The organism is Streptococcus parasanguinis, assembly GCF_015557775.1.
In the GTDB taxonomy this organism is placed as follows: Bacteria; Bacillota; Bacilli; order Lactobacillales; family Streptococcaceae; genus Streptococcus; species Streptococcus parasanguinis_AA.
In genome coordinates this window covers 328088-349088 of sequence record NZ_JADNOY010000002.1, presented here as the reverse complement: position 1 = coordinate 349088, position 21001 = coordinate 328088, and the positions used below count along the sequence as shown (strand labels likewise).

The window sequence follows — 21001 nt, the reverse complement described above, 5'->3', positions numbered from 1 at the left end:
TTATTTAGTATACTCTTTTACACGCCTATTTTGCAAGCGATTCCACCAACCGTAAACGATTCGTAAACTATCAGAATTTTTGAGGGGAATCACTTTTTCAAAAAAGAAAGGATTGGCTTATTTTGCCAATCCTTTTCATTTTCTCTGTTGCTTCGCTTGCCACAATTTTCCATAGAGGAGATAGTCGACTTCTCGGAGCTCTTTCAGGTTCTGACAACCGAGCGCACAAAGGAGTAATTTAAGGTCTTCTTTCCATCCTTGGACAATAGCAATCACTTCTTCGATGCTCTTGGTCTCTACCATCTCAAGAAAAACGCGGGAAAGTCCTACGCCACGCGCTCCAAGGACCAAGGCCTTGACCATATCAAGGGGATGACGGATGCCACCACTCGCGAGGATCTCAACCTGATCTATCTGATCTTGTAACTGTAAGAGACACTGCGCAGTTGATTGTCCCCAATCATCCAGATAAGCGCGACTGCCACCACGACGATTCTCAATATAGGCAAAACTAGTGCCACCACGGCCAGAAATGTCAACTGTTTTAATCCCAGCCTCTAGTGCCAGCTGGACTGTTTTGGGATCCATACCAAAGCCGACTTCTTTCAGGACTACCGGCACAGGAAAGGCCTGCCCATAGCTCTTGAGATGGTCTTTCCAAGTGTGGAAAATCCGCTCCCCTTCTGGCATGAGTAACTCTTGCATCAGATTCACATGAACTTGAAGAAAGAGAGGGTGCAGCTCTTCCACCGTTTGTAAACCCAAGTCTGGCTCTTTATCGAGGCCAATATTGGTCGCTAACAGAAGACGAGGGTGATCTGTTTTGACAGCGTACGATTGATCGCTCGGATCCTTCAGCCCTGCACTGTAAGAGCCCGTCACAAAGAGAATCCCACAGGCTTGGGCTACTGCTGCCAACTTTTGATTGATCTCTTTGGCCCGTTCACTCCCGCCTGTCATGGCATTGATATAAAAAGGGACTTCCCAATCACGGCCTGCGAAATGGGTCGTTAGATCAATCTCCGCTAGATCTACAAGTGGGAGGGAACGGTGAATTAGCTCGATCTCATCAAAGCTATTATAGGAGGAGCTTTGCTCTAAGGCATAGTGAATATGCTGGTCTTTTCGATTTTCGCTCACGAATCTCCCATCCTTTCTTGGTAAATGACTTCAATATTCTTTTCCTTCCAGCGGTCTATCAAGGTCTGAGTCTCAACCGGGTCAAAACTAAGGGCGATTCCACAGTCGCCGCCTCCAGCACCACTGGATTTGGCACAGGCAGAAAGGCCCTCTGTCGCTTCTTGCAACTTTTTTAGAGCTGGGGTATAGATCAGATGGTTTAAGGATTTTAGGTTCTGATCTGCACGTTGGATACTGGCCTCGATCTCCCTTTGTTTTCCTTCACGGAGGCCTTTTTCAAGATTCTTCACTGCAGTCTGACTCTTCTTGAGAAAGGCTTCATTGATCGCCCCCTTGACCTTGCGGATCAAATCACTTGAAATCGCTGGTTCCTTGGTCCAACCAACCAGAAAATCATAAGAGATGGCTGGCTGAATCACTCGGATCTGGTAGTTCCAATCCAGGTCTAAAACTTGTGAGAGGGGCTGGAAAGTCAAGACTTCAGGCAACCAAGCCCGATCAAAGGATTGGTAATAAATCAAGTCCTCGTAGGCAATACAAGCCAAATCACCCATGGAACCATTGTCCCCTCTTTGCACTAAGACGACTGCTGCTAGTCGAAAAAGCAGATCGGGGCTTAGGTCTATTTCATACAGAGCGGCCATGGCCTTGATCACGAGCAAAACCACACTTCCGCTGGAACCAATCCCATACTTCTTCCCCTCTTCACCCAGTGTCCCCCTAAGGTGAAGATCAAGGGGTTTCGGGGCTATCCCCTGATCTTTCAGCCACTCTTCCATAAGCTGAATAGTCTCTTGAATCAAGGCGTAGTCCTTATTTGGGGTCAAATCTACCTTGTAACCAAAAAGGTCTGAGGCTAGCTGGTAGGCTGTTGCTTCTTGGATGGTAGCTGATAGATAAATGGGGATAAACTGAATCACTGCCCCATAGCCAGGTGTTAGCACCGCGTATTCTCCAGCTAGATAGAGCTTACCTCCAGTCTGTACCTGATACTTAGTCTTCATCTTGAGGGTCCTTTGTTTTAGATACGATGGTCCGATAGCGGGCATCAAATAAAGGCACCAGCTGATCCAAGTCTTCTTCTAAACAGAGAACCTTAACATTCGGCCCTGCATCCATGGTAAAGTAACAAGCATGGCCTGCAGCGCGAAGCTCACGGACAAAGTCCATAGCTTTGTGGCTTTCTTCTGTCAAGTAGCTAAAGGCTGGAGTGGCTGTTCTAGTCGTCGCATGCATAGCAAGGGCATTGCGCTCTGTCAGCTGACCGACATGTTCAAAATTATTGCCAGCTAGATAGTCCAGCATATCCTTATAATCTTGTCTAGACTCTTCTATCCATTCTTTGAAATTAGTCGAAGTCTCCATGCAGCGTTTCATCCCTTCCCGGCTGGAAACGGGCTTTTGCTTGTCATTGAGAACCAGCATGATCATCGCGAGTTTTAGGTCTGTTTTAACCTTATAAATTTCTCCACTTTCTTTGTCCCAGGCTGCTAAGGGTCCAAAGAAAGACCGTGAAGAAGAACCCGAAGCAAACTTGGCTTTTTGAGCTAATTCCTCCTGACTCAAGCCCAAATCATAATACCGATTGCAAGCCTTGACGAGAGCAGAGAGCCCACTCGAGCTAGAGGACAAGCCTGCTGCTGTTGGCATGTTGTTGCTGGTATCCACCCGAACAAATCCCGCTTCATTTGCTGGCTTCAAGCCATCAATCACAGCTCCAATTTTGGCTTGCTCAGCTGGATTTTGGAATTCCCCATCGATGTAAAATTCATGCGCAGTCGCATTTGCTGGCAAGGGAGAGAGACTGGTCTCTGTATACATATTTTCTAAGGTCAACGAAATCGAACTGGTCGAAGGGACCATCTGTTTGGCATCTTCTTTTCCCCAGTATTTGATAATCGCGATATTGGCATAGGACTTAGCCTTTACAGGTTTTCGATCCATGTATGGTGCGCTCCTTCTTTTTCTAATGCATGGGCAATGGTTGCTGCTTCACGAGAATCCTTGACGAGGGCAATCACACAGCCACCAAGACCGCCTCCGCTCATTTTAGCGCCTAAGGCCCCATTTTCAAGGGCAACGGCGACCAGATGGTCTGCTTTTTCACAGCTGACACCCACGGCTCTCAAGTGCTCATGGCAAGTAGTCAGAGCCTGTCCTAGGTTCGTTAGATCATTCATTTTCAGAGCCTCTTCCACCTGCTGGGTCAACTGACCAATCTCATGGAAATGAGACAAAACTTCCTGCCCTTTAGCTTCAACCTTTTGAATCGCCTCACGGGTATTGCCGTGAATCCCCGTATCCGCAATCACCAAACTCGCTTTTATACCCAGCTCCAGTGGGTAAAAGCCGACATTCCGGATGAATTTAATGGCTTGATCGCTCAAACAGGTCTTGGCATCGAGTCCGCTTGGGTTCATATGGGCAATGGTTTCTGCTCGATTGACCAGGATTTCTAAGGTCTCTTCATCCAGCTCCTCTTGATAATAGTCAAAAACTGCACGAATAGCTGCGATACTGACCGCCGCAGAGGACCCCATCCCACGTTTTTCCGGTACCATGGACTGAATCCGGCAGCGAATCCGGGCCTCTTTAATCCCGAGGTGCTCAAGAGACGCAAAAACCGCCATGGACAAGGTGTCGTCTTCAAACAAAACCCATGGACTGTCTGCCGGGATGATCTGGCAGATCACTTCGATATGATGGAGTGGCAGCGCAATAGCCGGATAACCATAGACCACCGCATGCTCTCCAATTAAGATAATTTTACTATGCGCCCTTCCGACGCCTATCTCTTTGTTCATATTCATCTCGCTCTATTAAGGTCATTACTATTTTAATATAAATCAGCCAAAAAAGCGATGCTTTTGAAGGAAATCCAACCTAAGACGGAGTTGAGTTCTATCTGACAGACCGTAAAAGGCCAGGATCCATCATCCTAGCCTTCCATTTCTATTTTTCAAATTCTTGTTTGATCAAGTCCATCAAAGAGTTGCGGTCGAGGATCCATTGGGCCCGTTCGTCCTTCTCATAGGTCCGGTTGGACAAAAAGATCACCGCTTCCTGCCTCTTTCGATTGTACATGATGAAGGTTCCAGTATAGCCCGTATGATCTAACCAGTCCCCCTCTAGATTCCATCCGAGAGCGCGGGTCTTGCCCTCTTCACGCGCAAAATTCTGAGACAAGTCACGCGCAAAATCCTCCTTCAGATAACGCTCTAAGAAGCGCTCTAGATCAGCAACAGTTGAAAAAAGTCCAGCACTTCCCGCATGACGACCCAATACTCTCGCTTTGGGATCATGAACACTTCCAGAAGCCACTCCACGGACCGTTGGCACCGCCTTTTCGACCGGTCCAAACCGTGTCTCCGTCATCTTCCAAGGTGTAAAAATCAGCTCTTCAAATAAGCGATCCAAGGGCTGGCGAAACCTGTCTTCTAACCAAAAGCCCAGCAGAAGAAAATTGACGTCGGTGTAATGAAAACTCTTGTCTTCTTTTAACTGCAAATTTTCAAGAGCTGTTTTCAACTGTCTCGCATCCAATTGATCCCGGTTGGGGATAAAAGGATCGAGCCCAGAAGTATGGGTCAAGAGTTCCCGGATGGTCGTCTTCTCATGAGCAAAACGCGGGTAAAGCTCTTTAAAGGGGCGATCAAGCGCAAGCTCCCCTTTCGCATACAAAAAGGCACAGATGGTAGCAACTCCGACGACCTTACTGACACTAGCCAAATCATAGACCAGGTCAGCCACTACTGGCTCTCCTTTTTCAGGATCCGCTAGTCCCAGATAGTGCTCACTCCACTGACCATGGCGGTAAAGCGTAAGAGAGGCACCTGGATAGATGCCTTCTTGGATTTGTTCGGTAATTTTTTCGATGATTGCCTTCACGCTCATCACTCCATTCTTATTCTTCATAAGAAATATGGACCTGATCTTGATTGGCTTCAAACCAGAGTTCGATCTGACTTGGATCCTTGGCAATCAAGAAAGTTCCCTTACGGTGCACAAAATCGACAGCTTCTCCCAAGCGTTCTTTCAAGTCTTCCACATCAAAAGATGCCAATTCGACCTTGATCATGCTCAAATCCCAAGTAACCTTGTTCTCAACTTGGAGATCTTTTCCTTGGGCTTCCTGTAAATGGATAAAGTGGGCCAAAGCTGGCAAGTTGCTATAGAACTTCTCAGCCTCAGCAAGATCGGCCACATTGACCTCAAGAAAGTCCACATCAAAGCTGGTCAAACCTTTGAAATCTTCTGGAAGCTCAACAAGAGGCGCTTTCTCCAACGGTTCTAGGCTTTCAAGATTTTCTTCCGCATGCACGAAAATGGTATCTCCTTGAGGAGACACAACTTCAAAGGCGCGACCATTAGCTCCTTGGTAAAGGGCGCTTGTTTCTGGCTGGCGGGCCAACAAATAATCAATTTCTTGAGCTTGTGCCACTTTCACCACGATGCGACCCAATTTCTTTGGACCTTCGACCTTACGCGAACGCATACTCGGTGACTCTTCTAAGACAATTTTCTCTACTTTTGAGGCATCTCCTAAAGATAGGAGAGCTCCTTCTTCCACTAATACTTTCATTCCCAATGTCTCTTCATAAAAGCGTTGATTGACATTTCGGTTATTCACTTTCAAGACTGGGATCACTCTTACGATCTGATTTGCTGTCATACTTTCCTCCAAGCACTTTTTATTGTAAAAGATTTTCTGGCTTTTTACAAGAAATCTTGTGCAAAAAAGACAGATTTTTCAAAAATAAAAATCTGTCTTTCTTTTTTTAGTATACTGTTCGTGTATGGACCCGCCCGTTTGGAGCTTCAAATTCGTATTCTAAGTAATCCTGATAGGTCCCTGGTGCAATCACTCCACGCACATCTAATACAGCCGTTCCTGCCTGTCCCACAATGGAATCTGCTAACAGGCAGCAATTAGTAGACAGAACAAAGTAAGATTTAAAACGCGAAGAAGTAAATTTATATAGCTCAGCCCCTAAATCATATTTCAATTTGTAAGCGTAGGTCGGCTGACCGTCTTCCAGTAACCTCCTAGGTGGATCCCAAGGTTCTAACAACTGATCAATTTCAGCTAGACGCTTCTCTACTGCCTGATTCTCTTCTTCGGTAAGGGATAGGCTGTAGCCAAACAGCGTCTTTTGACTCTCTTTTTTACATAGTTCGATGTATGGTTCCTTATCCACTTTAAACAGTACGCCATCCCCAATCGTCCCAAATAGACGCTCTGAAAAGGGATCGTAACTTCCGTAAGAAATGACCTTCCCCTGATAACAAATATCTACATGCCCAATCGCTCCAAATAAGTTGCTGTCAGAAGTATGAACCAAAATTTCTAATTCCCTTGCCTCTTCTTCTTTTTTCACCAATCGATAAGGGCCTGTGTGTCCCGCCGAGCTCCCTTTTTGAAGAAACTGGTTAAACCGTTTTAACTCCTTAGCAGGGATAAAGGCTGCAAAGATAACCGGTAGGCTAATACGAAAGCGACGTTTTAACTCTTGGCCTTGTTGGTCTTTGTCAAATAAAATACCATCTCGAATATTAGAAATCCCCAACAAGACCAGATAAGCCCCCAAGAGGATAAATTGGAAGTGCCCATCTGAACCAGGTTCCAAGACAGTTGCTAGACCAAGCCCACCGTTTAAAAGCGCATCCCATAAATAGAGCCAGCCTCCTTTTACCCGATTGGCCTTATAAAGCCAAAATGTGATCCCATAGACAATGGCACTCCCCAACTGATATGCCCCTAAACAAATCACAACTAAGTTTACGGGCAGACTACTCAGTCGATTCAACCAGATCAACGCAAGTGAAAGAAAAATAAACCAAATAGAGTGGCTATAGGAAATAGACTTGCTACGTAACAAAAAGCGAAGAAGAAAGCTTCCTAGTCCATCAACTAAAAAGTAAATGGCTAATAGATCCAAGGAAAATTTGGTGAAACCAACGCCGTTTCGAAAAATGAGAATCCCAAAAATGACGGCAAGAACCCCAAACAATAAGGTCCGTCTTCTTGCAACTTGTTCAAAAGATATTTTTTTCAATATTCCTTCTCCTTATAGACGAAAGGTCTTTAGACAAATACTATTTTATCAAGTATAATATAAGAAGTAAAGAAAAAAGAAACTGATAAAAGGAGCAGTCTATGAAATACAATCAATATAGCTATCTATCTGTTGACCAAAAAGACATTCTTAAGGAACTAAAAGAAATTGGGTTTGACCTTCCCACCCACCTCCCAGAAAAAGAACTGTTTGAATGGTTTGTCCGCAAGGTTTACTTCACCTATAAAGATACAGATTATCCCCTCTCTAACCTAGTGGTGGATTCTAAAACAGACTTTTTAACGTATATCCAATCTGACTGCGAATGGTCTCCGAACATTTTTTACACAGTAGCCCTCCAATTACTCGGTTTCCGCTATTTTATTGATTTTGAAGATACGGATAGCTTCTTGAAAGAAGTCCAATTTCCGATTGAGTATGGAAACTTGGTAGAAAACCTCTATCACCTTCTCAATACTCGAACAGTAAAAGGAAATTTACTCATCGATCAGTTGGTCAGCGATGGCTTGATTCCTGAAGATAACCAGTATCACTATTTTAACGGCAAGAGCCTCGCAACCTTTACGAGCCATGATGCCATCCGCGAGGTCGTCTATGTGGAAAGTCGGGTCGATACCGACAAAGATGGTCTGCCAGACTTGGTCAAGGTCAGCATCATCCGTCCTCGCTATGAAGGCAAGATTCCAGCTGTTATGACCGCAAGTCCTTATCACCAAGGGACCAACGATAAGGCCAGCGACAAGGCCCTCTACAATATGAATGTCGACCTCGAGGTCAAAGAACCTCATACCATTCAAGTAGAAGTACCTCAATTAGAATTGGTGGATCCTGTCGGTTCAGCTGAGCTAGTCGATGAAGCTGAAGAAACTCTCACCCATATCAATTCCAGCTATACCCTCAACGACTACCTCCTTCCACGCGGCTACGCTAATCTCTACGTATCTGGAGTGGGGACAAAAGATTCGCAAGGCTTGATGACCAATGGAAATTACCAACAAATCGAAGCCTACAAGAACGTTATCGACTGGCTCAATGGCCGTTGCCGGGCCTTTACAGATCATACACGCCAGCGTCAAGTCACAGCCGATTGGTCTAACGGAAAAGTCGCAACGACAGGAATCTCCTATCTTGGAACCATGTCTAACGGTCTTGCGACCACAGGTGTGGACGGTCTTGAAGTCATCATTGCAGAGGCTGGGATCTCTTCTTGGTACAATTACTACCGTGAAAATGGTCTCGTGACAAGTCCTGGTGGCTATCCAGGTGAAGATTTTGATTCACTTGCCGAATTGACCTACTCACGCGCCCTTCGAGCTGGAGACTACCTCCGCCACCATGCGGCCCACCAAGCCGATCTTGATCGCGTCAAAAAAGAGCTGGACCGAGCTTCTGGAGACTACAATCAATTCTGGCACGATCGCAATTATCTCTTAAATGCAAATCGGGTCAAGGCAGAGGTGGTCTTTACCCATGGTTCCCAAGACTGGAACGTCAAACCGCTTCACGTCTTTAACATGTTCCAAGCCCTTCCAGCAAGCATCAAGAAACACCTCTTCTATCACAATGGTGCCCATGTCTATCTCAACAACTGGCAGTCTATTGACTTCCGTGAGAGTATGAACGCCCTTCTCTCTAAAAAATTGCTGGGCTATGCTTCAAGCTATGAGTTGCCAACTGTCATCTGGCAGGACAATACAGGGGAACAAAGTTGGACTTCCTTGGATGATTTTGGCAACCAAACAAGTCAGCGGACCTTCTCGCTGGGAGACGGTGAAAAAGTCATCCAAAACCGCTATGCGACAGAAGATTACGAGCGCTATGGAAAGGCTTATCCGACCTTCTTAAGCGATCTCTACCAAGACAAGGCGCAACAGGTGACGATTGATCTTCCAATCGAAGAAGACCTGCACCTCAATGGGAAAGCTCGCCTTCACCTACGACTTCACTCCAGCACCAATAAAGGCCTTCTCTCAGCCCAACTCTTAGAGCTTGGAAACAAGAAATACCTCCAACCCTATCCTGCAGTCTTATCGGTCCGTACACTGGATAACGGTCGCTACCATATGCTAGACAACTTGACCGAGTTGCCCTTCAAGGAAGCGGGCCAACGAGTCATTTCGAAAGGTTATCTCAACCTCCAAAACCGGCATGACCTCTTAGAGGTTGAGGCCGTAACACCAGGCGAGTGGATGGAATTTGACTTTGATCTCCAACCAACCATCTACAAGCTCGAAAAAGGGGCAACTCTTCGCTTGGTCCTTTACACGACGGACTTTGAAATCACTGTGCGTGATCAAACCGATTACCAACTCACCATTGACTTAGCACAATCAAGCCTCCATCTTCCTGAAATGACAGAGGCCCACTAATCGTGGTATCAAGGCGTAGCCTTTCTTTGCTTCATTTGACAGCTTAGCCTACTTATGTTACTATCTAATAGAGTATTTCATAGAAAAAGATATTAGAGGAAGTTATGGCGATTGAAAAAACTGTCAGCGAAATTGCTGAAATTTTAGGAGTCAGCCGCCAGGCGGTCAATAACCGTGTCAAGGCGCTGGCTCCAGAAGATACCCAAAAAAACGAAAAAGGGGTTACCGTTGTAACCCGTAGTGGCTTGATCAAGCTCGAAGAAATCTACAAAAAAACTATTTTTGAAGATGAGCCAGTCAGCGATGATGTGAAGCAACGCGAATTGATGGAAATTTTGGTAGATGAAAAAAATGCTGAAATCGTCCGTCTCTACGAGCAACTCAAAGCCAAAGACGAGCAACTCGCTAAGAAAGATGAACAGTTGCGCGTGAAAGACGTTCAAATTGCTGAAAAAGACAAGCAATTGGACCAACAACAACAATTGACTTTACAAGCAATGAATGACCGCGATACCTTGAAACTTGAACTCGAACAAGCCAACGAAAAAGTTCAAGAGCAAGAAAGCAAAGGTTTCTGGGCACGCGTTTTCCGTCGATAATCCGGGGCTGGATCCTACCAGTCCCTTTTCTTTTCTACCACAGGAGATTTCCCATGAAAGCATTAGAAGATTATATCGCCTTTGACCTCGAATTTAACCAATACGAAGGCGCCTATCAGATCATCCAGGTATCTGCCGTACGCTATACGGACGGTAAAGAAGTCGATCACTACGACTCCTACGTTTACACCGATAAACCCCTAAAAAGCTTTATTAACGGCCTGACTGGCATTACCCAAAACAAGATCCAAAATGCCCCACAACTCGAGCAGGTCCTCAGCGAATTCAAGGCCTTTGTAGGAGACCGACCCTTGATCGGATACAATGCCAAAAAGAGCGACCTACCCATCCTGCTTGAAAATGGCTTGGATCTAGAAGACCAGTACGCCGTCGATGTCTTTGACGAGGCTTTCGAACGTCGTCCATCTGACCTCCACGGCATTAAAAATCTCCAACTCCACACCGTTGCAGAATTTTTGGGAGTCGCAGGAAAATCACACGATAGCTTGGAGGATGCCCGCATGACAGCCCTTGTCTACGAACAATTCCTCGAATTCGATCAAGGCCGTACCCTCCTTGAAGAGCAAGAGAACTTCTCCACCAACCCCTTCGGAGGCTTGGACTTATCCGGATTCTTTGATGAATAAAAAAAGGCTCAAAACTGAGCAGTACTCCTAGAGTTAGATGTTTTCATATCTTTCTTTGGGGGTGCTTTTTATTTCATTTCTGTAAAGATTGACTAAAGTAAATTTTCATCCGACAGACAAATAGAGCATTTTCAAAGGCTTATCTTAAAATATTAGTTATTAAAGATTTAATCATTTCTAATTTTTTGAATATTCATTGACCAGACTTATTTTTAGATGTATAATGAGCATGTAAAATATATCACAAAGAATAATATGTAATAAGATTTAATGATTATATCTGATATTTCTCAATCATAGGGTTCTATTTTCTAGGAGAGATTTATGATTCATATCTTTAAATATCTTGATAAAAAAACAAAATACCTAACCATTATTGGAGCACTGGCAAATGGGGGTCTTGCATTAGGGCAACCTTTGGTTGTCGCCAAAGCATTATCAATAGATCAAAATAACCTTACCTATTCCTCTATTTGGAAATTTGCTCTCTTTGGTTTTTCTGTCTATTTCGCTTTGTATAGTCTAATGTTATTTTGTAATCATGCAAATAATGTCTTTAGACGCGAAATTCACATGAATATCCGAACGGCACTTTTTCAGAAGTTAATGGAAGACAGGGAATATAGTGAAGATGAAAAGATTACCATGCTGACACAGGATATGGAATTTTTAGGAGATAACTTTTTTGAACGCTATATGTCTATTTCATGTTGGGGATTTGGGGCACTGATTACGGCGATCTATATCATTGCCCAAAATGTTTTATTGGGTTCTATCTTTGTTTTCTTCACGATCTTACGTCCCATTCCACAATTCTTGATGAATAATAAGCTAAAGAATTCAGGGGATGAAATGTCTCAGGGAAGAACAGCTGTTCATAACCAAATCTCTGATAGTATTCGAGGGGCTCAGACCTTGCGGATGAATCAAGCCTTGCCTGAAAATTCTCAGCGCGTCTGGAATATCAATCTTCGTTATCAACGAGCTATTCAAAGGTTTGCTTTTACCCATAATATTGTTTTCTTTTGTAATGGTTTTATGGTCTTTCTGAGCCAAGTACTCCCCTTGGTATTAGGGTTCTTCCTTGCTATGCAGGGTCATCATGTTTCAGTGGCTAGCCTGGTTGCTATGTATATTGCTGCTGGTCAACTGGTAGGACCTATCCAAAATATCATGTATGATGTGGTTGAAGTACAAGGAGCCAAAACAACGGCAGAAAAGATTTTCGGAATTTTAAATCGAGCAGATGATAGTGAAACGGACAATCATTCGATCTCTCAAGTAGAAGAACTAGAAATTTCTCATTTAAGTAAATCTTATAATGGTAGAGAGATTCTTCGCGATCTTAATCTAGCCATTCGACAAGGCGAAAAAGTCCTCATCAAAGGGCCAAGTGGCTGTGGGAAATCAACCCTCTTCCGAATGATCACAGGGGAAGAAAAGCCGGATGCCGGAACGATTACTTGTCGTACAAGGGATGGAGTTAAAACAAGTCACTTTGTTCGTCAGGTAGGCATTATCAGCCAGCATCCTTTCCTATTTAATGATACTGTTCGCTACAATCTCAGTTTGGGACAAGAGTTTTCAGATCAAGAATTGGAGAATGTTTTGAGACAGGTCAAACTCGACCATGAACTAACTGATGGACTTGATTTTGTAATCACTAATAACGGAGAAAATATTTCAGGTGGACAACGAGTCCGGGTTGAACTAGCCCGCTTCCTTCTTCGTAAAAAGGATATTTTATTAGCAGATGAGGTAACTGCAGCTCTTGACGTAGAAAATAGCCAGATGGTTCGTGACTTGATTTTCTCACTACCGATGATGGTGTTAGAAATCGCTCACCATATTGATAATGAAAGCCGATACGATCAAGTCATTGAATTAAGAAAAGAATAAAATTGCTGACACAAACCTAAAAATATATCGTTAGTATATCAAAGAAAGAAAATACTAAAACTTTCCGCAGTGAGAAAAGTGCCTGAAACAATAACGTTTCAGGCACTCGGAATTATTGAGACCTTAGGCTCAATAATTAGTCTTGGAACTTCCTGGATTGCTGAAATCATCCACTGGATAATTTCACCTAACGTCCGTACTCACCTAAGGAAAGTTTTTAATATGACTTTGTCTTCAATCTGAAAGAGGCTCAAAACTGAGCCTCTTTTGAATTAATGAAAACTTCCTTAGCTTAAAATGGTAATTTCCCTGCGAAAGCACCGAGTTTTTTCTTGGTTGCCGCATCAATTTCTTCAATGGCAGCATTGATGGCTTGCACCGTCATATCAGAAAGCGTTTCTGTATCTTCTGGGTCGACCACTGCAGCATTGAAATCAATGGAAACAACCTTCTTATCACCTGTAAGAGTTGCAACAACCAAATCCTGAGCAGATTTCCCTACAAATTGAGTTGCGGCTAATTCCGCTTGGCTTTGCTCCATTTGCTTTTGCAATTTTTGAGCTTGCTTCATCATATTCTGCATATTCATCATAATGTTTTCTAGATTCCTTTCGTATCAAGGGTTTATACCCTATTGTTCTATTTTTACTGCCCACTTCTGCCCATTTTTTTAAAAATCGTCAAATGCGTTAGCGACTTCTTTTTGTTGTGATGGGAACAAATGTGAGTAGATATTTATTGTTGTATTGATAGAACTATGTCCTAGTCGTTTCATTAGAGTGAAAAAGATATAATCCTTTCCTTCTCCTCTCCTCAATCCCTGATTAATTAAAAAGGCAACATGCGAATGCCTAAAATCATGGTTTCGAATCAATTTGAAGTCTTCTGGCAATCGTTTCTTGAATGATGCTCTAAAGTTAGAAACATTCGGAGCAGTCATAGGCTCCCCTGAAAATTGGAAAATCTGTAAATCATCTGTTGAATCAGTTAGCTTAGCCAGCTTCTGACTTTGAATTGATTTCCAAGTTCTCAACTCACCCACAAAAGCTTTATGGATGTAGATTTCTCTATTTGATTGAGTTGTCTTTACAGATCCAATATGTGTTTTCCCATTACGATAATAGGCCGACTTACGGATCTTAATATATCCCTCATCAAGAAAAATATCTCTCCAAGTTAAGGCAAGTGCCTCCCCAATACGAATTCCCGTAAACATAAGTACACGATATAAAAGTTTAAAAGGATATTCACTTTCTTCGAAATAGGACTCAAACTCCTTGAATTGTTCAGGAGTATAGTAGGACATTTCTTTATGCTTTTCTGGAAGTTTCCGAATAGCATCACATGGATTATCCTGTCTGAATCCTTTCGAAATAGCAATATCAAACAACTTATGAACAAAAATCATTTGTTGGTTAATATGCGTTGGTGTAAGCGTCCCACCTTTTACACTAGGCTGTTCAATTAACCAATCTCGATATTTTTTTACATCTTGAATGGTAACTGAAGACATATCAGCATTTTCAAAGAATCGCGATACATATTGGGTATAGTATGAGTTCTGAGTATCTATTGTACCTCTTTTATTTCCACGAAGCTCATCTTCTTCTTTTAACATTACATAAAGAGAGGAAATGGCGAGTTTTTTTGTATTTTGTATCTGATTTAACTTATGGATACGGTAATAAGCCTCATATTCCTCTGCTTCTTTTTTCGTTAAAAAATTAGATTTGCGGTGTCGTATACGTTTGCCAGTTAAGGAACTTTTACCATCACTAATATCAACTAGCCACAGTCCATCGTCCTGTTTTATTACCGCCATGCTATTTTTCTCCTTCAGTCATGACAGCGCTTTGAAGGTTCCCCTCAATTATATCATTTTTTAATTGTATTTGAAAACCAAGAATGGATTCAACTGTAATAATCGGTACACGTCCAATACGTTTATTCTTATACCATTCAAATCCTTCTTGTACAAGCTGGCTTTTAGCCTTTCGTATTAATTTACTAGCTTGTGTTTCAGAATATCCAATCAATTCCATTAAATCATTTTTATCTACAACTTGAATCATCTATATCTATTCCTTTCTAATGTCCTATTACATAGGTAAATTGTTTTGCAGTTTCTGCGTCAAAAGTACGGTAACTAATGATCCCTAATCCTTTAACATTACACTCTGAGACGAGAATTGAACCATCTGATTTGACCTGTTCCACAAATGAAACATGTCCGTATATTGGATCAGCTCCAGCTTGGCCAGGGCTAAATGATAGAGCAGAGTGTTCTGTTGGTGTATGGGTTGTTGTGAAACCTGGCTTATTCATCCATTGTCCACCATTTCCCATAAATGGATCAAAGTTAACTCCGACTTGTTTCCCACGGTTGAAGACATACCAGGTACATTGTCCCCAAGGATAGGTACTAGTGATATATCCTGTGGTATCAATAGCTGTTGTCAAACTATAACCTACAGGTATATCATTTGAAGTTACTCCTCCACCATCTCTAGTTTTTCCTGTAGTTTGTTCAGGAGCTTTTGGTGTTCCTCCATGTTCATCAATGAAAGTATCCAGTTTTTGCATGGTTTCTGCACGTCTTTTTCCTGATCCGGTGGTATCTGTGAAATAGACCCCACCATCAGTTGCTGGATTGAGTGTTCCATTCGCAAACTTTTTAGCCTTATCATCTTGAATTTTGAAGGTTTGGTTTTTATTTCCAATGATAGTTTGTTGGGTTAGTCCGACAACAGCAATCTCATCATTAAAATTACTGGCATATTCTGGATTGGAGTCATAGGCTCCAAAACCAAACATATTCGCTCCAGGATTGGTGGCCACACCAGCAGTTCCAAGAGAACTTTCATTCAGTGCGATTGCAACGATTCCACGGACATCAAGATTAGATTTAGCTTCCCATTCGAGGAGCTTTTTTCCATTAATTCGGTTCTTATCATAGGAGATTCCTAACGTATCTAAAAAGCCGTCTAATTGTTCTGCTGTAATACCGAAGCGATGAACCAGTAGGTTGTGAGTATAGGGATCTCCATCTGACCAGTGATCCGCATAAGTCACTCCATTTTGGGATTGGGGTGAGCCATTCGTTCCACCACCTCCGACAGCCCCCATAAGGATAATGATTATGAGGACCGGTAGAAAGAGAGGAATGAGACCGGCTAATAGAAACCATTTTAGTTTTTTCATCGAATCTCCTTTCTAGTTAATGTCTTATATAAGCAGTGAACAGAACAGTCCCAAAACGCCATTTTGCATCTAAAACGACTGAATAGGACTTAGCCTGTTGGATGATTTGGTCTCTTTCTTGTTCTGAGACTGGAAACAAAAGAAGGAAATCGACTGAGCGTTTTCCTTCTTGGTAGGCTTGATAAAGAGTTTCTTCAAGAACTCTTGGAAAAGCAGTTCTTGAACGTATCTTGGTATTCATATCATTCTCCTCTAAGTTGTTTTAAGCGTTCTGTTAATCGGTCTCTTCGTTCAATATTGGCTCTCAATTTATCATCTCGTGTCATGGTTTTCCTATAAGCACGAGTGAAGGCATTCGATCCTTGGGCTTTATACATGGATTGAGGATCTTTATATTCCTCTAATTTGTGCTCAATACTATTAATGCGGAGCTGTTTAAATGGAGAAATCCATTCTTCTTTAAGAGTTTGAAATTCCTCGTTTGAACTTGGTGTTGGCTCCACCGTGATTGGGGATTCCATTGAAGGAGTTTGTAGTGTTTTTTCTTCAACTGGTTTAATCCCTTCTAGCGTTGGCTTTGTTTTCGGAATGTTTGGTTCTGGAGCATCTGGACTTATTGGAGTCTCAAGTGTTTCTGTTGGGAGCACTTCATCGGGTTGGTGCTCTGATTCCTTATTGATAAAGAAAGAACCAACATTTTGGAAGTGACTCTTGGCATTCATCATCATTCCAGCTCCAAAACCAGCACCTGCTAAGGCAAAGTTCCCAAGGTGTTGAGCAGATGAAAGACTTCTCGATGGTACTTGTGAAGCCACCTCTCTGGTCTTTGTGACCCCCTTTTCAACTTTGTTTCCAATATCATTCGCAACCATTCGTGCTTTAGATCCAAGAATAAATTGGATCAATTCAGCTTTGTATTTCCATAGAAGGAAGTATACAAGTCCTTTTGAGACAACTGAAATGAGTAGTTTAAAGACAAGGCCGAAGATAATCAAAGATGGAAGTGTTTTAAGGATGCCATCAAAACCTGTAATGACAATGTTTTCTATCATTTTTTCAATGTAGAAAACTAAAAGAGTTAATAGACTCGTGATAGCTGGAAAAAGCAGCCCTCCAAACATGACTTTTAGAACTCCAAAAATCAAATCTTGCATTCTTGGTACGAAGGACATTAATAGTACAATTGGAAAGAGCAGGATCATCATCAGGACGAGTGTCTGAGCAATGACGTTTAACATCTGAATCAAGATAACGGGTATCGCTAATACAAAGGCTTCACAGATTTTGAAGATCACATAAAACATACGAGTAAAGATGAAATCTGGCATAGCTGAAACCCAACGGTTCTTTTCACCATCATCATTGGCTCCATTTCCTAGTTCATCTAGATATTTATTGCGATCTTTAGACTTAACTGCTTTAAAGTTTCCATTCTTATCGCCTGTTCCTAGTACCTTACTATCGTCAAAAGTTTCTTGTTTCCCATCTTGGCTGTTCTTATATTTCCCATTTTCTTGACCTGTATTGACAAAGACATAAGCTTTATAAGAGGTTTCTGCAATATAGCTATCTGCCATGGAATCGCCAATTTTAATGGATTTATTATTGCCATACTCCACCTTGATATTCGTGATATTTTTGGTGACATCTTGAGAGACATGGTTGATAGTATCAAGTAGATACAGACCCCCTGATGTTCCAGCAATTGTTCCAAAGTAACCAAATCCAAGGATGAGAACTAGAAAGACATGAAGGAGAGTCCTTGAAAAAGCTCCTTTCGAAAAGAAAAACTGGTAAAAGAGATAGAAAGCTAGGATTAGAAGCAACATTGAAACGAGTGATTGTTTTGCGACTCCACCAGAACTTGAACCGATGAATCCTTTCCAGATATTCATCGCTCCATTAAAGACATAGTTCTTATAGCTAGAGTAGAGATCAATTTTTTCAAGAATTCGAATCAGCAAAGAAAAGAAGCCCACCACTGCGTTTAGAATGAAAAAGAAGAAGTTGACGAAAAGCTCATTAATCAGAACCCAAGCTCCGTTAAAGGAAGCGAACCCAGTAGGCTCCATATAGGACTTGAGAGAGAAGATATCGACTCCTCTTAGTTTGTCAAAAGCTTCTTGCATGGGTTCACCTCCTAACTAGCGTATTTATTTTCAAGGCTTGATGATACTGTAGCTTTCATTGGTTTTAGAAGCATATCAATATCTTCAAAGATGTTGTGTACGGAAATCATATTGAGATTGCCATACACGTCATAGTATAGGCATTGACCAGAGATCATATTGTCAATCCATTCGAGATTGCTTTCAGTGACTTCGAGATTGACGTGTTTTAAGATATCTTCACGTTCAGATTTTTCATAAAAAGCAAAGATAGTCCCGAACCCCGTTGTATCATCATCATTTTCTGCATCATGTACAGATTGAGTTATCAGTGCTAAGGTATTGTTTTTGGAGCGTCCAATCCGACGCATATTTTTGATAACGGCTTTTCCTTCTGCGGACTTCATAAGAATCCACGCCTCATCAAAGAACTCAATGGTATCTTCATTTTCATTTCGTTCTCCAAAGTGGGTACAGAAGGCACCAAGCGCAAACATGAGGGCAATAGAATTGCGTTCATGATCTGAAATTTTTGTGGAATCGTCCTTTGGTAGTTTGAGGTTATTGACCTCCAGGATGGTCACTCGTGACTCGTAGTTAAGTCCTTGAGTGGTTCCATCTGAAAAGGCTAGTTCCAAGATGGAGTTTGTGACAATTGAGGTCAGATAACGACCAACCGAAGCAATTTCAGAGGAAGTGGAGTCTCTAAGTACTTTTAGGACGTGTTTAAAGCCGACTTTCTCACCAGCGACTCGTTTTTCTACAATCGCATTAATAGCTTCTGTGATAGCTGTTTTCTGGTCCATTGTGACATCATCCACAGCTTGTAGTAGAAACTCGAGCATATTTTTGGCAACCTCTACAGCTTGTTCTTTATCTAGAACAACAATCGGATCTAAGACTCCGTGGTTTGATGGAAGCGAACTATCTAGTGTCACAAAGTTAAAGTTCTCAATCTGTTTCTTGCGTTCAGGATAGAGACGTGCAAATTCAGGTGAGTTGATCACTTCTTGATAGTGATTTCTAAGTTCACGTTTAGGGTCGATATAAAGGGTTTTAACATTCTGTAAAGCCACGCTTAAGAAGATGATCTGTGCAAGGAAGGATTTTCCTTGACCTGTTGCCCCCGTAATAATGATGTGTGGGTTCTTGGTAATCTTTCCAGCGATATCTTCTTTATTTCCTACTGTCGCATTATAGAGTACAATGTTCTTTGAAGAATCAATGGCTTTTGCAATATTGTCCCAACGGCCTGTCCAGTTATCTACTCGGCCGATATACCAACCGATACGGTTTCCAGAAGAGGTATTGGTGAAGGGCATGAGCTCTGAAAATCCACGAGCTGTGACCATATGTGTCCAGGTGCGAGTTTTCTTTTGGAGATTTTCTCCATAAAGCAGAGCTTGAAAGAGATAGGGTCCATCTTGAGAGGCTTCACTAATTTCGACTCCCATATCATCAAAGTAGTTCAAAACTACTTGTCGTCTTTGACGGAGCTGATTCACACTTGAAGCAGAGATAATCAGATAGGCTCCATATTCGATGATATCTTCCTTGTTTCCGACTTTCTTCATCAAGTCTTTTAGGGAGATAGAGCCCATGATGATCTCATCTTGTTGGACAGTATCCGTATTTTCTGCCTCTTCCATGATGTTTCTGTAACGTGTATTCGATCGTCCCATTCGACCTTTGATCTTACCAGTATCAATGAATTCTGCCTTGATTCGTAGCTCAACGGGAAAGTTTAAGCGTTGGATAAATTCGCCTAGATGAAAACCGTTGAATTGAACAGGAAATTTACCAACCGGAAGAATAGTCACAAAAGAAGATCCATAAGGGCTTTCTAGCTTAAGAAAGCCACCTTTTAGGACTTTGATCAAGGTGTCTGTGATATTGAATTGAGCACGGTTAGCAAGCACCTCCTTCTTGTAGTGAGGGATATAGCGGAGGTACTGCATCCGCTGGTAATAAAAGAGTTCTTCATTGGATAAACGTTTTGCCCGAAGGACAGAGAAGGCTTGAAAAATAGTGAATTCATCACTTTTATAGTCTTCATACCAAGTGGGGCTTAACTCATATTCGTAACCAAGACCCTTGGCAATTTTTTCTGAGAACTCATTGAAGCTCTCATAGGCCAAGTCTTTGACAGTAGCTCCATGATTTTGTTTGCGTAAGGTCACTCCAACGACCCAGTCAAACTGATAAGGAATCTCCATTTCATCCGTTAGACGATCCACTGTGTAAAGAAGAAGTTCTTCTCCTAGTTCTCGGCTGTCATCTGCTAGAGCATCTGAAAAGTCCCGCATTTTCTCTTCTAAAAGATAGTCTTTAGGGATCAGAGATATTTCAAAGAACTTATTTTTCTGGAGCTTCTTCATCATTTGAGCAACAGTGATTTTGTGTTTGCCCTTTTTTTCATCATCCGTAATCGTGATAGGAGTGTTTGGAATACGATAATAAGCAACGACGGTTTGATCTTTTTTGAGAGCTAGGTTTTCATGTGTTTCCCTAATAGGATAGGTTAAAGTAATACTCATAGGTCCTCCTTTTCTATAGATTTGTTTTTTCAAAGACAATTTCTTCTACAGGCTCTATCCGATCTTCATGGTAGATAGCTTTTTTATTGATCTTAAAGTCCCAAAAGTAAATCAGGTAATCTCCAATAAAGACGTGCATCTTCTTACCGTGAGGCTCGTATTCCGTATAGAACTTAGCCAATTTGTAAGGGAGATACCAATAGAGCAAGAGAGAAATTGAGTGAGTGATTTTTGCGAGTGGCACAAAGATAAATCCTCCAAATAGTAACATGGCCACAAAAACGATGATAAAAACAATAAAAAAGGACAACTGCATAGGTGTCGCAAAGTACCATAGTCGAGTGCCCTTTTTTGTCTTAATTTCTTGGATCCAATAAGGAGCATTTAGGCCCTTACTGTAGTCATAAAGTCTTTCTTCATTCAT

The 21001-nt window shown here is 42.1% G+C and carries 19 protein-coding genes; 4 read left to right on the top strand and 15 right to left on the bottom strand.

Annotated features, from left to right (window positions below; genetic code table 11):
- Positions 1 to 135: 135 nt before the first annotated feature.
- From fni to I2F76_RS04600, 7 genes are all read right to left on the bottom strand, one after another.
- Positions 136 to 1140 (bottom strand): type 2 isopentenyl-diphosphate Delta-isomerase, encoded by a 1005-nt coding sequence (gene fni / locus I2F76_RS04630; protein WP_195487338.1) that lies wholly within the window; start codon positions 1138 to 1140, stop codon positions 136 to 138.
- Positions 1137 to 2144: a phosphomevalonate kinase gene (locus tag I2F76_RS04625; protein WP_195487337.1), complete on the bottom strand. Its 1008-nt coding sequence runs from the start codon at positions 2142 to 2144 to the stop codon at positions 1137 to 1139. The genes fni and I2F76_RS04625 overlap by 4 nt, the downstream gene beginning before the upstream one ends.
- Positions 2134 to 3084: a diphosphomevalonate decarboxylase gene (gene mvaD / locus I2F76_RS04620; RefSeq protein ID WP_195487336.1), complete on the bottom strand. Its 951-nt coding sequence runs from the start codon at positions 3082 to 3084 to the stop codon at positions 2134 to 2136. Before mvaD ends, I2F76_RS04625 begins: the two co-directional genes overlap by 11 nt.
- Entirely contained in the window at positions 3066 to 3944 is an 879-nt protein-coding gene (mvk, locus tag I2F76_RS04615) for a mevalonate kinase (protein WP_195487335.1), read from the bottom strand. Before mvk ends, mvaD begins: the two co-directional genes overlap by 19 nt.
- Before the next feature lie 148 nt (positions 3945 to 4092).
- The gene (locus tag I2F76_RS04610) at positions 4093 to 5034 is read right to left on the bottom strand and encodes a serine hydrolase domain-containing protein (RefSeq protein WP_195487334.1); all 942 of its coding nucleotides are present in this window, start codon (positions 5032 to 5034) and stop codon (positions 4093 to 4095) included.
- A 10-nt stretch (positions 5035 to 5044) separates the two neighbouring features.
- Positions 5045 to 5812: a CppA N-terminal domain-containing protein gene (locus I2F76_RS04605; RefSeq protein ID WP_155172586.1), complete on the bottom strand. Its 768-nt coding sequence runs from the start codon at positions 5810 to 5812 to the stop codon at positions 5045 to 5047.
- A gap of 106 nt (positions 5813 to 5918) precedes the next feature.
- On the bottom strand, positions 5919 to 7196 hold the full coding sequence (locus I2F76_RS04600) for an HdeD family acid-resistance protein (RefSeq protein WP_023919173.1): 1278 nt from the start codon (positions 7194 to 7196) through the stop codon (positions 5919 to 5921).
- 101 nt (positions 7197 to 7297) lie between these two features.
- Between I2F76_RS04600 and I2F76_RS04595 the strand changes: the two genes are divergently transcribed.
- The 4 genes from I2F76_RS04595 (at position 7298) to I2F76_RS04580 (ending at position 12731) form a co-directional block, all read left to right on the top strand.
- Positions 7298 to 9586 carry a Xaa-Pro dipeptidyl-peptidase gene (locus tag I2F76_RS04595; protein WP_195487333.1) on the top strand — a complete coding sequence of 763 codons (2289 nt, stop codon included), beginning with the start codon at positions 7298 to 7300 and terminating at the stop codon, positions 9584 to 9586.
- 104 nt (positions 9587 to 9690) lie between these two features.
- The gene (locus tag I2F76_RS04590) at positions 9691 to 10185 is read left to right on the top strand and encodes a DUF536 domain-containing protein (protein ID WP_003008835.1); all 495 of its coding nucleotides are present in this window, start codon (positions 9691 to 9693) and stop codon (positions 10183 to 10185) included.
- A gap of 53 nt (positions 10186 to 10238) precedes the next feature.
- Positions 10239 to 10832, top strand: coding sequence for a 3'-5' exonuclease (locus tag I2F76_RS04585; RefSeq protein ID WP_195487332.1), 594 nt, complete (start codon positions 10239 to 10241; stop codon positions 10830 to 10832).
- A gap of 324 nt (positions 10833 to 11156) precedes the next feature.
- A complete protein-coding gene (locus tag I2F76_RS04580; protein ID WP_195487331.1) occupies positions 11157 to 12731 on the top strand; it encodes an ATP-binding cassette domain-containing protein in 1575 nt (524 codons plus the stop codon).
- A gap of 292 nt (positions 12732 to 13023) precedes the next feature.
- On the opposite strand, the gene I2F76_RS04575 is transcribed toward I2F76_RS04580, so the two are convergent.
- The 8 genes from I2F76_RS04575 to I2F76_RS04540 form a co-directional block, all read right to left on the bottom strand.
- Positions 13024 to 13323 carry a YbaB/EbfC family nucleoid-associated protein gene (locus I2F76_RS04575; protein WP_003005613.1) on the bottom strand — a complete coding sequence of 100 codons (300 nt, stop codon included), beginning with the start codon at positions 13321 to 13323 and terminating at the stop codon, positions 13024 to 13026.
- Between the two features lie 78 nt (positions 13324 to 13401).
- Positions 13402 to 14553, bottom strand: a complete 1152-nt coding sequence (locus I2F76_RS04570; protein ID WP_195487330.1) for a site-specific integrase — start codon at positions 14551 to 14553, stop codon at positions 13402 to 13404.
- Position 14554: 1 nt separating this feature from the next.
- A complete protein-coding gene (locus I2F76_RS04565; protein ID WP_003005186.1) occupies positions 14555 to 14803 on the bottom strand; it encodes a DUF3173 family protein in 249 nt (82 codons plus the stop codon).
- Between the two features lie 16 nt (positions 14804 to 14819).
- Positions 14820 to 15932, bottom strand: a complete 1113-nt coding sequence (locus I2F76_RS04560) for a CHAP domain-containing protein (RefSeq protein WP_195487329.1) — start codon at positions 15930 to 15932, stop codon at positions 14820 to 14822.
- A gap of 16 nt (positions 15933 to 15948) precedes the next feature.
- Complete coding sequence (locus I2F76_RS04555) at positions 15949 to 16173, bottom strand: hypothetical protein (protein ID WP_195487328.1); 225 nt, start codon at positions 16171 to 16173, stop codon at positions 15949 to 15951.
- Position 16174: 1 nt separating this feature from the next.
- Positions 16175 to 18061 carry a conjugal transfer protein gene (locus tag I2F76_RS04550; RefSeq protein ID WP_195487327.1) on the bottom strand — a complete coding sequence of 629 codons (1887 nt, stop codon included), beginning with the start codon at positions 18059 to 18061 and terminating at the stop codon, positions 16175 to 16177.
- Positions 18062 to 18072: 11 nt separating this feature from the next.
- Positions 18073 to 20577, bottom strand: a complete 2505-nt coding sequence (locus I2F76_RS04545) for an ATP-binding protein (RefSeq protein WP_195487326.1) — start codon at positions 20575 to 20577, stop codon at positions 18073 to 18075.
- A gap of 13 nt (positions 20578 to 20590) precedes the next feature.
- Entirely contained in the window at positions 20591 to 21001 is a 411-nt protein-coding gene (locus I2F76_RS04540; RefSeq protein ID WP_049503699.1) for a conjugal transfer protein, read from the bottom strand.